This is a genomic window from Streptomyces flavotricini, from assembly GCF_020639365.1.
In the GTDB taxonomy this organism is placed as follows: domain Bacteria; phylum Actinomycetota; class Actinomycetes; order Streptomycetales; family Streptomycetaceae; genus Streptomyces; species Streptomyces flavotricini.
The window spans coordinates 7685492-7699937 of the sequence record NZ_JAINUL010000001.1; the positions used below are offsets into that span (position 1 = coordinate 7685492).

A 14446-nucleotide genomic window follows, 5' to 3' on the forward strand; every position below is an offset into this window, starting at 1 on the left:
AGGATTTGACGGACCGTGACCCCGCGCCACATCATTCCACTAAGGCATTAGTGGAATGAGGCAGAGGCATGATCGAGTTTCAGGTGGACCGGCACAGCGGTGTCGCCACGTACCTGCAGCTCGTCAACCAGGTGAAACAGGCGCTGAGACTGGGCGTACTGGAACCGGGGGACCGGCTGCCGACCGCCAGGGCCGTGGTGGAGGCCACCGCGATCAACCCCAACACCGTGCTGAAGGCCTACCGCGAGCTGGAGCGCGAGGGGCTCGTCGAACCCCGCCCGGGACAGGGCACGTTCGTCACCCGTTCGCTCTCCCGCCCCGAGGCCGCGGCCGATTCGCCGCTGCGCGCCGACCTCGTCGACTGGGTGACCCGCGCGCACGCCGCCGGGCTCGGGCGCGAGGACGTCCTGGCGCTCGTCGAGGCGGCACTGGCCGAGGCGGCGGCGCGGCCGCGGGGAGCGGCGCGGCCCACGCGGGCCGGCACGGAACGACCGTCACGAGAGGACACCACGTGAACGACCCGACCGCCGAACCGGCGCTCCGGGCAACCGCGATAGGGCAGCGGTTCCGGGGGAACCGCGCCCTGCACGACTGCGACTTCGAACTGCCGGCGGGCCGGATCGCGGCGCTCGTCGGCCCCAACGGGGCCGGAAAGAGCACACTGTTCCACCTGATGACCGGCCTGCTGCGGCCCACCACAGGGGAGATGCGGGTCTTCGGCGCCGTACCCGGTACCCGGGCCGCCCGCACCCGGACGGCCTTCATCAGCCAGGACAAGCCGCTCTACCCGCAGTTCACGGTGGCCGAGATGCTGGCCGTGGGCCGCAGGCTCAGCCCGCGCCACTGGGACCAGGCGAAGGCCGAACGCATCGTCGGCGAGGGCGGGATCTCACCGAAGACCCGGATCGGCACCCTCTCCGGGGGCAAGCGCACCCGCGTCGCACTGGCCCTGGCCCTCGGCAAGCAGGCCGACCTGCTCCTGCTGGACGAGCCGCTCGCCGACCTCGACCCGCTCGTGCGCCACGAGGTGACGGGCCTGCTCATGGCCGAGGTCGCCGACCGCGGCATCACCGTCGTGATCTCCTCGCACGTCCTGCCGGAGCTGGAGAACGTCTGCGACCACGTCCTGCTCCTGCAGGGCGGCCGGATCCGGCTCGCCGGCGACACCCAGGACCTGCGGGAGGCGTACACGCGCCTCACCGGCCGCGCCGACCCCGACACCCCGGACGGCCTGCCGCCCGGCGCCGACCGCGCGGCCGTCGTCCACGCCACCACCACCGGCCGCCACCTGTCCGCGCTCCTGCGCAACGCGCCCGGTACGTCCCTCCCGTCGGGGGTCGACGAGCACTGGATCACCAGGGCGCCCTCCCTCGAAGAGATCCTGCTCGCCCACCTGCGCTCCGCGCCCCGGAACGCCGCACACGCAACGGAGGCCGCGGCATGACGGGCACCCTGTGGCTCGCCTGGCGCCAGCAGCGCCTGCTCATCCTCACCGCAGCCCTGCTCGTCACCGCCCTCACGGTCTGGGTCGCCCTGGGGCGGGCGGACCTGATCGAGGCCATCAGCGGCTACGACCTCTCGCAGTGCAAGGGCTGGAACGGCGAATGCCCGCCCGAGACCTACGGCGCCATGACCGAGAGCAACGGGGGGATCCGCCTCCTGGGCGCCATCGGCCTGGCCCTCCCGGCGGCCATCGGCATGTTCTGGGGTGCCCCGCTCATCGGCCGCGAGCTGGAGAGCGGCACGATCAAGGTCGTCCTCACCCAGGACAGCGGCGTCCGCAGCTGGTTCGCCGCCCGCTTCGGCCTGGCGGCGCTCTGCGCCGTCACCGTCTCCACCGCCGTGGCCGCACTCATCGCCTGGTGGTGGGCGCCGATCTCCAACATGTACGACGGCGTGTACTGGCACGACCCGTACATCCTCAACGCCTCCGGCCCCTCGGCCGTGGCCGGCGCCCTGTTCGCCCTGGCCGCGGGCACCGCGATCGGCCTGCTGGTCCGCCGTACGCTCCCCGCGATGGGCGCGACCCTCGCGGTGGTCCTCGCCGTGGCCGCCGTGCTGACCTACTTCCGCCGGGACTTCGTCACCCCCGTGGACCGGATCACCCCCGGAATGCAGCCGAAGCGGCTCATCGGCAGCGCCTGGTCCGCGGGATACCGCTACCTCACCCCCGACGGGGCCCAGCACCCGCTGGAGAACTGCCTGTTCTCGGGCGAGCAGCTGCGCGCGTGCATGGACGGGCACGGCTTCGTCGGCCGGGTGCACAAGGTGTACCCCAGCTCCGACTTCTGGACCTTCCAGGGGATCGACACCACGGTCTACCTGCTCCTCGCCCTGGCCCTCGTCGCGCTGACGACCGTCCGGCTGCGGGGCCGCCGCCTCGGCTGAGCGCGACGGCCCGGCCCTTTCGACCGCTTCCCCCGGAGGAACCTCCCTTGGCAACCAAGAAGAACCTCGTCGCCAACCGCACCACCCTCACCCACAAGGTCCGCTACGCGGCACGCAACCCCGGGCGCATCGGCCCGTACGTCCGCCGGGCAGCCCGCGACAGCTGGCTGCGGCTCAAGCACCCCGACCACGTGGACTACTACCGCGCGGTCATGGCTTCCGACACCGCCCGCAACCCGGAGGCCGCCGTCGGCAGCCAGACCCACGAGCGTTGGCTGGCCCTCGGCAAGATGCAGTTCGACTACCTCGTGGAGCACGGCCTCACCCCGCACCACACGATGCTGGACATCGGCTGCGGAAACCTGCGCGCCGGATGGCGGTTCATCGAACACCTCGACCCCGGCCACTACTACGGGATCGACATCTCGCCCGACATCCTCATATCCGCCAAGCAGACCCTGGCCCGCCAGGACCTCCAGGGCAAGCTGCCGCACCTCACGCTCACCCAGGACCTCACCCTGGACTTCCTGCCCGACGCGTACTTCGACGTCGTGCACGCCCACAGCGTGTTCTCCCACTCGCCGATCGAGATCATCGAGGAGTGCTTCGCCCACGTCGGCCGCATCCTGGCCCCGGGCGGGTTCTTCGACTTCACCTTCGACCGCACCGAAGGCACCGAGCACCAGGTCCTGCGCGAGGACTTCTACTACCGCACGCAGACCCTCGTCGACCTCGCGGCCCGGCACGGGCTGAAGGCCCGGTTCATGGAGGACTGGGAGCGCTTCGGCCACGGCCAGTCCAAGATCCGCGTCACGGCCTGAGCCGTCACGGCCCGAACCGCCGCAGCGCCCGAACCGCATCACCCCCGGGCCAAGGCCCACGCCGCCCGGTGGAAAACCGCCGGGCGGCACGGGCCGTTGGCGTCAGCGCGAGCCGCGCTCCGGCAGGTCCTGCTCGGCCGGGGCGGCGGTCAGCGCCGGGAGCAGCGCGAAGCTGCGCTGGGCGGGAGCCGCCGCGGGGCCCGCCGCCGGGGTCTTCTTCCCGCAGAACGCGCCTTCGAGCGTGCCGCCCAGGGCGGTGTTCGCCGCGCCCTTGTTCGAGGTGTTCGCCACCGCGGCCAGGCTGCGCTTGCCGTCACGGGTGGCGAAGGCGTACGTGTAGAAGCCCTGCACCGTGCCGGTGTGCCCGTACACCGAGGTACCGCACGACAGGTCGTAGCGGCGCAGGCCCAGACCGTAGAAGCGGGAGTTCGTGGCGTCCGTCGGGGTCATGGTGAGCATGGCGTCCAGCGTGGCCGGCTTGAGCAGCTTGCCGCCGAGCAGGCCGGACATGAAGGTGTTCAGGTCGGCCGCGTTCGAGATCATCGCGCCGGCCGACTGCGCCCAGGACACCGTCTGCTCGGTGGAGTCGACCAGCGGGGCCCCCGCCTCGTCCGGGTGCAGGTAGCCGTGCAGGTGCGCGCCCTTGATCTCCGTCGAGGGGTGGACGTACGAGGTGTTCTTCAGCTTCAGCGGCTTGATGATGCGGCGCTCGTACTCCTTGGCCACGCCGTGACCGGTGGCCTTCTCGATGAGCATGCCGACGACCACGAAGTTGGTGTTGGAGTACTGGTACGAGACGCCCGGCTCGGTCGTGCGCGGCTCGCGCAGCGAGAGGGCGACCAGCTCCTGGTAAGTGAAGACCTTGTTCCGCACGGCCTCGAAGCCGGGCACGGTCTTGTCGAACATCGCGTTCGTGTAGTCCGACAACCCGCTGCGGTGGGTCAGCAGGTGACGGACCGTGATCCGGTCGTCGGGCAGCAGGCCGGGCAGGTACTGGTTGACGGGCGCGTCCAGGCTGATCTTGCCCTCGTCCACCAGCTGCAGCAGGACGACGCTGGAGAACGACTTGGTGACGCTGCCGATCCGAAAGCGGCTGTTCACGTCCATGGCCGCACCCGTGGTCCGGTCCTGGACGCCCACCGCACTGGTCAGCGGGGCACCGGAACCGGTGATGCGGACCATGGCGCCGGGCGCTCCGACCGCGGTGGTGTTCTTCAACGCCTGCGTCACGGCGTCCATGTCGGGCTTCGGCGCGGCCGCGGCGGCGGTCTGCGCCGACGGGGCGGCGAACGGGTTCGCGGCCGCCTGGGCGGCGGTCGCCGGCACCACTGTGGCCGCGACGGCGAGCAGGGCGGCACTGAGAGTCAGGCGTCGGTCGAAAGGCAGGCGCACGGTGTTCCTCAACTACGGGATGACGGGAAGAGTTTCGCTTCAGCAGCCGCGAACTCGCCGCCGCGGGGCGGTCAAGTCCGCGGGCTGTGATCGTACGTGCCCGCCGGGCGGCCCTCGTGCACCCGCCGCCTCAGAACGTGCAGGCAGAGGCGTTTTTCAGCCAGTCGGTGCCCGCGCGCAGTCCGCAGATCTCCGTCAGGCGCGCACCCGTATCCGGGTTCCACAGCCGCACCGTGCCGTCGTTGCTGCTGCTCGCCACCGTCCGTCCGTCAGGGGAGAACGCCACGCCCCACACCGCGCTCGTATGGCCCGCCAGGGCCGCCCACAGTCGTCTTCCGGCCACCTCCCACAGGCGCACCGTACGGTCGTTGCCGCTGCTGGCCAGCCACCGCCCGTCGGGGGAGAAGGCGATGGCCCGGACGGAGCCGGTGTGACCGGACAGCACCGCTTCGGCCCCGGCTCCCCACCGCCGGGCGTCCCACAGGCGTACGGTGCCGTCGTTGCCGCTGCTCGCCAGCGTCCGCCCGTCCGGACCGAAGGCGACCGCCCGTACCGCGCCCGTGTGACCGGTCAGCGTGGCCAGCGGCCGCCGCCCGGGCACGTCCCACAGACGTACGGTCAGATCGTCGCCGGCGCTCGCGAGGGTGCGGCCGTCCGGGCTGAACGCCACGTCGTTCGCGAAGTCCGTGTGTCCGGTGAGCGTGCCGAGCGCCGTACGGGAGGCCACGTCCCAGAGCCGGACCGTCCGGTCGGAGCCGGCCGAGGCCAGCAGCCGCCCGTCGGGGGAGAAGGCCACCGCGTAGACGATCCCGCCGTGCCCGGTGAGCGTGCCGAGCGCCGTACGGGAGGCCACGTCCCAGAGCCGGACCGTCCCGTCGGAGCCGGCCGAGGCCAGCAGCCGCCCGTCGGGGGAGAAGGCCACCGAGAACACCGCCCCGGTGTGGCCCGTGAGCGTCCCGGCCACCCGCCTCCCGGCCACCTCCCACAGCCGCACCGTGTGATCGGCGTCCGCGGTCGCCAGCAGTTTCCCGTCCGGGCTGTACGCGGCGTGCCAGAACTCCGTGAACGGGCGCGCGGTCAGCACCGGACCGCGCAAGTCCCAGAGCACCACCGACTGGTCGAAGGCCGCCGTGGCCAGCACCGCACCGCCCGGGTCCACCGCGACCCCGAGCACGTAGTCGGTGTGCCCGGCCAGCGTCGCGACCGGCCGGCCGCCGCGCACGTCCCACAGCCGGGTGGTGCCGTCGCCGCCCGCGCTGACGACCGTGGCGCCGTCCGGGGTGTAGGCGACCGCGTTGATGTCGTCGTTGTGCCCGGTCAGCGCCATCGTCGTACGACGTTCGGCCACGTCCCACAGCCGCAGGGTCCGGTCGACGCCCCCGGAGGCCACGCTCCGCCCGTCCGGCGCGAACGCGACCCCCAGCACCTCGCCGGTGTGCCCGGCGAGCACGGCGAGCTGACGGGCTGCCGCCGGATCCCACAGCCGTACGGTCTGGTCGGAACCCGCCGACACCAGCGTCCTGCCGTCCGGCGCGTACGCCAGCGCGTTGACCCGCCCGGTGTGGCCGGTCAGCTCGGTCACGGCAGACCCGTCGCCCTCGGGATCGCACAGCAGGACCGCTCCGTCGGCGCCCGCGACGGCGAGCGTGCGCCCGTCGGGCGAGAAGGCCACGGCCCGCGCGTCCGTCGTCCGTGCGGGGAGCACCGCGATGCCGTGCCCGTCCGTGTCCCAGACCCGTACCGGACCCTCCGTGGACGTCGCCGCGAGCATCCGGCCGTCCGGCCCGAACGCGATCGAACGCACCCGGCCCGGCACCGTCAAGGTCGCCGTCGTCCGCCGGTCCGCCACCCGCCGCAGCAGTACCCGGCCGTCGGAACCGGCGCTCGCCAGCAGCCCCTTCCCGCTCCCCGGGGCGAACGCCACCGCGTTGACGGGGCCGCCGTGCCCGCCGAGCCGGGCGAGGAACGGCTGCGACTGCGTGCTCAGCAGCGCGCCCCGCGACTCGGGATTCGCCTCCGTGCGGTACGCCTCCTCGGCGAGCCGCATCGAGGCCTCGGGCTGACCGGCGGCGAGGGCGGTGGACCGGACGGCGAGGGCCTGCGCACGGGCGGTGCGCTCCTGGCCGAGCGCGCCCGCCCGCTGCTGGTACGCCACCGCCCCGGCGGCCAGGGCCAGGACCAGCAGCACGCCGAGCAGGGCCAGCATCCGCTGCCGGAGCCGGACCTGGCGCCGGGCCTGCGTCCGCCGGGCGTCCTCAGAGGCCCGGCTCGCGTCCAGGAAGGCCGCCTCCCGGGGGCCGGGCCGGCTGCGTCCGCCGGGTTCGCCGGCCCAGGCGAGGGCGGCCGCCAGCCGGCTCCCGCGGTACAGGACCGACGGGTCGCGGCCCTCGCGCTCCCACTCCTCGGCGGCGTGGGCCAGTTGCCGGTGGACCAGCAGGCCGTCCCGGTCGGCGTGGATCCAGCCGCGCAGCCGCGGCCAGGCGTGCAGCAGTGCTTCGTGGGTGATCTCGACGGTGTCGCTGTCCATCGTGATCAGCCGGGCCCGCACGAACGCGTCGAGGGCCTGCGCCGCGCCGTCCGCGTCGGCGAGCTGCTCCATCAGCCCGGTTCGGGCCATGCGCCGCCGCGTCGCCCCCGCGCCGTCGGCGACATGGACCAGCGCCACCAGGATGCGGCGGATCGTCCGTTGCTCCCGCGGGTACAGGCGGGCGAACACGCTCTCGGCGGTGTGCGCGACGGCGCCCTGGATGCCGCCGGTGTCCTCGTACCCCGCGACGGTCAGGGTGGCTCCGGTGCGCCGCTGCCAGGTGGCCATCAGCGCATGGGACACCAGCGGCAGCGCACCCGACGGAGCGTCACCGGGCACCGTCGCCGGGGCGGTGGCGGCCGCCGCGGGCTCCTCCCGCAAGCCCGCGTCGCGCAGCAGCAGTTGGACCAGGCCCGGTTCGAGGGTGAGCCCTGCGAGCTCCGCCGGGCGGGTGATCGACTCGCGCAGCTCGGCGACGGACATCGGGGGGAGGACGAACAGCCCGTCGGTGCAGGCCGCGGCCAGTTCGGGCAGGTCCAGGCAGCTGCCGGTGAAGTCGGCCCGTACGCCGAGCACCACGACCGCCGGATCGGGCGCCCCCGGCTGCGGCCCTGCCGTGGCCAGGGTGCACAGGACGTGCACGAACGCGCGCCGCTCGTCCTCGTCGGAGCAGAGGGTGAAGAGTTCCTCGAACTGGTCGACGAGCAGCACCGGCCGTACGCAGGACGGCCGGTGCTCCCCGGACGGCCGGTCTTCCCCCGACGCGTCCGGGGTGTCGTCCGCCAGGCCCTGGACTGCCTCGAGCAGCCGCCGCGGCCGGTCGCGGAGTTCCCGTACGGTGATGCCGAGCCCGCCGCCCAGCACCTTCGCGGTGCGGTCCAGCAGCTCCTGGAGCGGATGCGCGGTCGGGGTGAACCGTACGACCGGCCACCCGTCGGCGCCCGCCATCGGGAACCCGCCGGTGCGCCGCAGGGCTGGTACGAGACCGGCGCTGAGCAGGGAGGACTTGCCGGCCCCCGACCGGCCGACGAGTACCAGCGGGCCCCCGCCGATCCGGTCGAAGACCCGCTCGACCAGGGCGGAGGTCACCCGGTCGCGCCCGAAGAACCAGTCGGCGTCGCGCGTGGTGAACGCGGCGAGGCCGCGGTAGGGGCACTCACCGGTGGATTGCGGCCGCACGGCCGGCGAGGCGGTGCGGGGCCTCGGCACCTCGGCCTCCGGTACCAGTTGGAGGAGCGCGCCCCCGGCCTCCAGCACCCGGTCGCAGCGCAGCGCGACATCGTGGGTGACGCGCTTGGCGCCGGTTTCGATCTTGCTCAGGTAGCCCTTGCTGTAGTGCGTGCGACGGGCCAGATCGGCCAGCGACAGACCGCGCTGGACCCGCAACCGCCGCAACTGGGCGGGAAAGGCCGCAGCGGCGGCTCCGGCGGCTCCGAGTGGATCGGGCTCGTGGTCGGTGTGGTGGTCGGTGTGGTGATCGGTGTCGCGTCCGCGGTCCGGGTCCCCCACGGCATCCCCCATGGCGCAGCACGCCCAGGTCGTGAGATGGAACGTCCCAGGCTACCGCGGGGGTCGGACGGCGGAACGCGCGTCGGGTCGGCGTGGCGGGAAACGCGGAGCGCAGCGCCCTTCCGGGGCCGCCGGGGGAGCGGCGGACCCGGAAGGCCGCGAACGGGTGCCCGGTTACGGGCGGTTGAGGGTGATGGAGTTGATCGGCCCGAGGTCCGCGTAGACGCCCGTGCCCTGGGCGATGGGGGATCCGCAGTTCTTGCCGTCGTAGCCGGTGCACAGGCTCGCGGTGGCCCCGCCGTACTGGTTGTTGAGGACCCAGTGGCGGCCGTACTGGTTGCTCAGGTTGTGTGCTCCGTAGCTGGTGAAGACGTGGGTCGGCTTCACGGCCGGGTTCTGGTCCTGCGGGTAGACGCAGACCGCCCCGTACGGACAGCCGGCCCAGTCGTCGGCGGGCCTGGCGTCGGCCGAACCGCTCAGTGCCACGACGGCCGCGGCGGCGGTGGCGAGCGCGGCGGTGCCGCGGATCATCTTGCGCATCATGTCCCCCTGTCGGGTTGCCTCGGTGTTGACGCCGGGAGGCGGGGGCGTCGTGTCGTCCCGACGTCCCGGCGTGCTGACGCCCTCAGCCTTGCCCCGAGGTCCGCGGGGGTCGACGGGTTTCCCGTCGCCCATCGGCGGGGCCGATCGGGAAACCCCCGCCGACCTGCACGGTCACCGGACCGCGGGCAACCGTCACCGGTGGTCACCGGCCGGCTCTCGCCCGGTGTCGTGATGTCCTCCTCCCCGATGGCGAGCAGAATTGAGGAGGCAGCCCGTGTCCGCCGTGCGGGCGCCGGTCAGCCACGCGCGCGAGCGAGACGCACGCAGAAGGGGGCCTGCCGATGCCATCGGACCGGCTGGGGGACACGGATTCCGGCCCGATCCGGTCCGAACCGGGGTCCTTGCTGGAACACGTGGTGGTGGCCGTCTTCGGCATCGACGAGGAGGACCGGGTTTGCTACTGGGGCCCCGGCGCGCAGAACCTCTTCGGCCACGAGGCCGGGTCGGTGCTGACCCGGCCCGCCGCGGTCCTCTTCCCCGAGCCGGCCCCCGGCGAGGGCCCCGGCAGCGCCGCCCACCTGGCAGAGCGCGCACGGGCCCTCGGCTACTGGCGCGTACGCCTGCCCGCGCTCCACCGGGACGGCTCGGTGTTCGATTGCGGCTTCCGGGTCTTCCCGATGACCGGGGCCACCGGCGCCTCGGTGGTCATCGGGCTGGCGAGCCGGGGCGACGAACTGGACCGGGTGAAGACCAACCTGTCCTTCCTCGACGCCCTCTTCGAGACCTGCCCCATTGGCCTGGTCATGCTGGACGAGGAGCTGCGCTACGTCCACCTCAACCAGGCCCTGGCCGACATGGACGGGGTCCCGCTCGAGGAGCACCTGGGCCGCCCGATGGCGGACGTCATGATCACCGCGGACGGCGGGGAGTACCAGCGCATGCTGCGGTCCGTGTTCCAGGAGGGCCGGACCGTGATCGGCACCCTCGTGGGGCTGCGCACACCGGGCCACCCGGACCGCGACCAGGTGCGCTCGGTCAGCTTCTTCCCGCTGACGGGTGCGGGCGACACCCGGCGCGGGGTGGGCGGGCTGCTGCTCGACGTCACCGACCGCGAGCAGGCGATCCTCGAGGCGACGGCCGCCCGGCAGCGCCTGGCCCTGCTCGACCGGGCGGCGGCCGGCATCGGCACCACACTGGACCTGAACACCACCGCGCAGGAGCTGGTCGACGCGGTCGTCCCCGAGTTCTGCGACGCCTGCGTCGTCGAACTCGTGGAGTGGATGGACGAGACCGAGGCGTTCGACCCGGCGCTGCCGGTGGCCACCCGCCGGATCGCCTCCGGCACCACCCTCCCCGAACCGGCCGTGGAACTGGTGAGCGGCCTGGAGGAGGTCACGTACCCGCCCGGCTCCCACATCCACCAGATGCTGAGCACGGGCCGTCCGGTCTGCTTCACGGTCGACGAGGACTTCGCGACCCGGACCGTCGTCCACCAGCAGCGTGCGCTACTGCTGCTGGACAGCGGGCTGACCTGCATCCTCATGGCACCGCTCATCGCCCGGGGCACGGTGCAGGGCATCGCCATGTTCGGCCGCTCCGGCGCCCGCCCGGCCTTCGCCGAGCAGGACCTCGGGCTCGCCGGCGAACTGGCCTCCCGGGCAGCGCTGTGCCTGGACAACGCCCGGCTGTACGGCAAGGTCAGGGACATCGCGCTCACCCTCCAGCGGGCCCTGTTGCCCAGTGCACCGGCGGCGGGTCCGTACGTGGACATCAGCCACCGCTACCTGCCGGGCAGCCGCGGCACCGAGGTCGGCGGCGACTGGTACGACGCGATCACCCTGCCCGACGAGCGGGTGGCCCTCGTCGTCGGCGACGTGATGGGGCACGGGGTCCCGGCCGCCGCGGCGATGGGGCGGCTGCGGATCACCGCGAAGACGCTCGCCCGGCACACGGCCGAGCCCGCCGCCCTGCTCGGGGAACTCGACGCCTGTGCGCAGGAGGCCGGCATCGAGTGGGCGACCTTCCTCTACCTGTTGTACGACCCCCGTACCGGCCGTGCCACCATCGCCAACGCCGGTCATCCGCCGCCGCTGGTACGGCACCGGGACGGGACCGTGCACGCCGTCGAAGACGTGCTCGGGGTGCCGCTCGGGGTGGGCGGCGTACCGTACCGCTCGATCGAGGTCGAGATCCCCGAGGGCGCCGTCGTGGCCCTCTACACCGACGGCCTCGTCGAGGCCCGGGGCCAGGACATCGACACCGGCATCGAGGCGCTGCGCGATCAACTGCGCGCGCCCCTCGGCTCGCTGGAGGAGGGGGCCGACCGGATCCTCGCCAACCTGCTGCCCGACACGGCGACGGACGACACGGTCCTGGTCCTCGCCCGGGTCGGTGCGGTCCCCGGCCGGCCGCCGGGTGCGGGAACCGGATCACCGCCTCCCGCGTCGTCCTAGCGTGCGGCGCGGGAGGCGCGGTGCGGCGCGGGAGGCGGGGCCGATCGGGGGCAGGGACGCGTGGGCGGGCAAAGGGCGGGGCGGGGGCCCTGGCGTCGGCCAAGGCCGGAGCAGTGGGCGTGGCGCGGGCGGGGGCGGGTCCCGGCCGGGCTCGCGGTCCTCGTGACCTGCCTGCTGGTCTGCCACGGAGCGGTGCCCGACGGGCTGCCCGGCCGTCCCGGCAGCCTGCTCGAAACGTTCCTGCCCTGGCTGGGCCTCGCCGTCCCGGTCCTCGCGGCCCTGGCGCTGCTGCGCCGCTCGGCCGTGGCCGCACTCGCGGCGCTGCTGCCCGCCGCCGCCTGGCTCGGGCTCTTCGGCGGCCATCTGCTCCCCGGCGAGGACCGGGCACCCGGTCTCCTCGCCGTCCAGCACAACGTCAGCGACGAGAACCCCGATCCGGAGGGCACCGCGCGCGCCCTGGCCGCCACTCGCGCCGATCTCCTCGCGCTGGAGGAGCTGACGCCCGCCGCCCTGCCGCGGTACGCGGCGGCGCTTGCGCCGCAGTACCCGTACCACGCGGTGGAGGGCACGGTCGGGCTCTGGTCGAGGCACCCGCTCGCGGACGTGCGGCCGGTGGACATCAGACCCGCCGGCGTCGGGGAGGACTGGAACCGCGCCCTGCGGGCCACCGCCCGCACGCCGCGGGGCGAAGTCGCCGTGTACGTGGCGCACCTGCCCTCCCTGCGGCTGAGCCCGACGCACGGGTTCGGATCCGCACGCCGTGACGAGAGCGCCGTACTGCTCGGCGCCGCGATCGCCGCCGAGCCGGTGGACCGGCTGATCCTGCTCGGGGACCTCAACAGCACCGTGGACGACCGCGGTCTGGACCCCGTCACCTCGCGCACGGACCCGCCGAGCCGCGACTTCGCGTTCAGCTGGCCCGCTTCGCTGCCGCTGGCCCGGATCGACCAGGTCCTGACCCGCTCGGCGACCGTCACGCGGATCCGGTCGCTGCCCGCGACGGGCAGCGACCACCTGCCCGTCGCCGCTCACCTCACATGGCCCGCTCCAGCACCAGGTCGGTGAAGCGCGCCAGCCCGTGTTCGCCGTGGCCCATGAACATGAAGAGGTTCGGTTCCACCAGCTCCAGTTCCATCACGACCGGCGCCCCGTCGTCGGCCGTCGCGATGTCCACCCGCGCGTACAGCAGCGCCCGAGACCCAGGTACGGACGCCAGTGCGGAGGCGGCCAGGGCCAGTTCGGCGGCGGCCGGCCGGTACGGCACCAGATCCGGGTGCGGGACGCGGTCGTTGTCGACGGTCCCGACGTCGGTCAGCACCGGCCCCTTGCGAATCGCGTGGCTGAAGGAGCCGCCGAGGAAGACGAGTGCCCGTTCGCCCTCGTCGATCCGCGACAGGTACGGCTGCACCATCGCGGTCGCCCCGGCCGCGTGGAGCGCCGCGATGTGCCCGGCCGCCGCCTCGTGGTGCCGCTCCGCGTAGCGCGCGGTGTCGCGGGCGCCGGCGGATACGGCCGGCTTGACGACGAACTGTCCGTTCCCGGGCAGGACGACGGCCTCGCCGGGGGCGATGAACCGGGTCGGCACGACGGGGACGCCGCGGCCGGCGAGCTCCGCGAGATAGCGCTTGTCGGTGTTCCAGCGCACCAGAGCGGCCGGATTGTCGAGCCGCGTCGCACCCTGCACCGCGTCGGCCCAGGCCAGGTACTCCGGCCACCGCGCGGCGTAGTCCCAGGTGGACCTGATGACCACGGCGGCGCAGCGCGCCCAGTCGAAGTCCGGGGCGTCCCAGGCCGCCGCCACGGCGTCGACCCCGCGGGCGCGCAGCGCCTCGAGCATCAGCGGCAGGTCGGCGTCCCAGGCCAGGCCCGGCTCCGAAGTGGCCAGGGCCACCCGTACGGTGGCGGCCATCAACGGCTCCCCGGCTCTTCGACGCGCAGCAGCACGCCCCGTTCGTCCCGTGCGTAGACCCGGTCGCGGTTCTTGGCCAGCTTCCGCTCCACCTCGGACTCCAGGTCGACGCCGTTCATCTCGGCGAGCGCCGCGAGGTACAGGAACACGTCCGCGAGCTCCTCGCCGAAGTCGGGCAGTTTCCTGCGCCAGGCGGTGAAGGCCTCCCCGACCTCGGCCGTCAGCAGCCCGAACTCCAGCGGCACGTCGGTGGTGTTGAAGCCCTTCGCGAGCTTGTTGTCCCAGGCGAGCTGCTGGGCCGAGCGGATGTCCACCGGTTCCTCCGGGCGTGCGTACGATCGCTTGCTGCCCCGGCAGCCTAACGACCGGCGGATCCCCCGGCCGGGGCAGGGGCCAGGCCGTCCGCGACCAGGCCGGCGAGGACCGCCTCGCCCAGGGCGTGCACCGCGGACTGCGGCCGGACCATCACGGTGAACTCCTTGATCCGGCCGTCCTCGGCGAAGTGCACCAGGTCGATCCCGTGGATCGCCTTGCCGCCCACCGTGGCCCGGAACAGCAGGACTTCCGACGGCGCCACGGAGCCGTCCGCGCTCGTCTCGGCGCTGCCGGTGTACCGGCCGACGTAGCGGAAGTCCTCGAAGGTGCGCAGCAGCACCCCGAAGAGCCCCAGCACCATCGGCCGCCCCTCGAACGGCGTGAACTTCACGGGGCTGTACAGGCGCACGTCCTCGGTGAACAGGGCCTCCAGGGCGGCGAGGTCACGGCTGTCGACGGCGGCGCGGAAGCGGTCTGCTGCGGTCACGGCATCTCCCTGAGCGTCTTCTACTCATCAATGTGATTAGTCAGTTTCTTGAGTATCATGCGGGGAGGGTCCGTGCACAGAGGCGAGTAGGGAGGCGATCCG

Annotated in this window: 12 protein-coding genes; 6 read left to right on the plus strand and 6 right to left on the minus strand. The window is 73.4% G+C overall.

Annotated features, from left to right (window positions below; translation table 11 throughout):
• Positions 1–68 precede the first annotated feature (68 nt).
• Genes K7B10_RS35155 through K7B10_RS35170 form a run of 4 tightly spaced genes read left to right on the plus strand, consistent with a single transcriptional unit; the run spans position 69 to position 3209 of the window.
• Positions 69–515 (plus strand): GntR family transcriptional regulator, encoded by a 447-nt coding sequence (locus K7B10_RS35155; RefSeq protein WP_229342928.1) that lies wholly within the window; start codon positions 69–71, stop codon positions 513–515.
• A complete protein-coding gene (locus K7B10_RS35160) occupies positions 512–1444 on the plus strand; it encodes an ABC transporter ATP-binding protein (RefSeq protein ID WP_229342929.1) in 933 nt (310 codons plus the stop codon). The genes K7B10_RS35155 and K7B10_RS35160 overlap by 4 nt, the downstream gene beginning before the upstream one ends.
• Positions 1441–2388 carry an ABC-2 membrane transporter-related protein gene (locus K7B10_RS35165; protein ID WP_229342931.1) on the plus strand — a complete coding sequence of 316 codons (948 nt, stop codon included), beginning with the start codon at positions 1441–1443 and terminating at the stop codon, positions 2386–2388. Before K7B10_RS35160 ends, K7B10_RS35165 begins: the two co-directional genes overlap by 4 nt.
• Before the next feature lie 47 nt (positions 2389–2435).
• Positions 2436–3209, plus strand: a complete 774-nt coding sequence (locus tag K7B10_RS35170; RefSeq protein ID WP_229342934.1) for a class I SAM-dependent methyltransferase — start codon at positions 2436–2438, stop codon at positions 3207–3209.
• 102 nt (positions 3210–3311) lie between these two features.
• Here the strand turns inward: K7B10_RS35170 and K7B10_RS35175 are convergent, their stop codons facing one another.
• The 3 genes from K7B10_RS35175 to K7B10_RS35185 form a co-directional block, all read right to left on the minus strand.
• Positions 3312–4601, minus strand: a complete 1290-nt coding sequence (locus K7B10_RS35175; RefSeq protein ID WP_229342936.1) for a serine hydrolase domain-containing protein — start codon at positions 4599–4601, stop codon at positions 3312–3314.
• A 130-nt stretch (positions 4602–4731) separates the two neighbouring features.
• On the minus strand, positions 4732–8637 hold the full coding sequence (locus K7B10_RS35180) for an nSTAND1 domain-containing NTPase (protein ID WP_308284662.1): 3906 nt from the start codon (positions 8635–8637) through the stop codon (positions 4732–4734).
• A 174-nt stretch (positions 8638–8811) separates the two neighbouring features.
• Complete coding sequence (locus K7B10_RS35185; protein WP_372481505.1) at positions 8812–9168, minus strand: hypothetical protein; 357 nt, start codon at positions 9166–9168, stop codon at positions 8812–8814.
• 353 nt (positions 9169–9521) lie between these two features.
• Between K7B10_RS35185 and K7B10_RS35190 the strand changes: the two genes are divergently transcribed.
• Both K7B10_RS35190 and K7B10_RS35195 read left to right on the plus strand, forming a co-directional pair.
• On the plus strand, positions 9522–11633 hold the full coding sequence (locus K7B10_RS35190) for a SpoIIE family protein phosphatase (RefSeq protein ID WP_229342938.1): 2112 nt from the start codon (positions 9522–9524) through the stop codon (positions 11631–11633).
• Positions 11634–11693: 60 nt separating this feature from the next.
• Positions 11694–12698 (plus strand): endonuclease/exonuclease/phosphatase family protein, encoded by a 1005-nt coding sequence (locus K7B10_RS35195; RefSeq protein ID WP_372481506.1) that lies wholly within the window; start codon positions 11694–11696, stop codon positions 12696–12698.
• On the opposite strand, the gene K7B10_RS35200 is transcribed toward K7B10_RS35195, so the two are convergent.
• Genes K7B10_RS35200 through K7B10_RS35210 form a run of 3 tightly spaced genes read right to left on the minus strand, consistent with a single transcriptional unit; the run spans position 12667 to position 14344 of the window.
• Positions 12667–13542 (minus strand): ATP-grasp domain-containing protein, encoded by an 876-nt coding sequence (locus K7B10_RS35200; RefSeq protein WP_229342942.1) that lies wholly within the window; start codon positions 13540–13542, stop codon positions 12667–12669. The two genes, K7B10_RS35195 and K7B10_RS35200, sit on opposite strands and share 32 nt — an antisense overlap.
• Entirely contained in the window at positions 13542–13856 is a 315-nt protein-coding gene (locus tag K7B10_RS35205) for a MazG nucleotide pyrophosphohydrolase domain-containing protein (protein WP_229342944.1), read from the minus strand. Before K7B10_RS35205 ends, K7B10_RS35200 begins: the two co-directional genes overlap by 1 nt.
• 44 nt (positions 13857–13900) lie before the next feature.
• Positions 13901–14344 carry a nuclear transport factor 2 family protein gene (locus K7B10_RS35210; RefSeq protein ID WP_229342946.1) on the minus strand — a complete coding sequence of 148 codons (444 nt, stop codon included), beginning with the start codon at positions 14342–14344 and terminating at the stop codon, positions 13901–13903.
• Positions 14345–14446: the final 102 nt, after the last annotated feature.

Excerpts from the sequence above, each read along its gene's own strand:
- K7B10_RS35165 (WP_229342931.1), top strand. The coding sequence starts at position 1,441 with ATGACGGGCACCCTGTGGCTCGCCTGGCGCCAGCAGCGCCTGCTCATC.
- K7B10_RS35185 (WP_372481505.1), bottom strand. The coding sequence starts at position 9,168 with ATGATCCGCGGCACCGCCGCGCTCGCCACCGCCGCCGCGGCCGTCGTG.
- K7B10_RS35200 (WP_229342942.1), bottom strand. The coding sequence starts at position 13,542 with ATGGCCGCCACCGTACGGGTGGCCCTGGCCACTTCGGAGCCGGGCCTG.
- K7B10_RS35190 (WP_229342938.1), top strand. The coding sequence starts at position 9,522 with ATGCCATCGGACCGGCTGGGGGACACGGATTCCGGCCCGATCCGGTCC.
- K7B10_RS35155 (WP_229342928.1), top strand. The coding sequence starts at position 69 with ATGATCGAGTTTCAGGTGGACCGGCACAGCGGTGTCGCCACGTACCTG.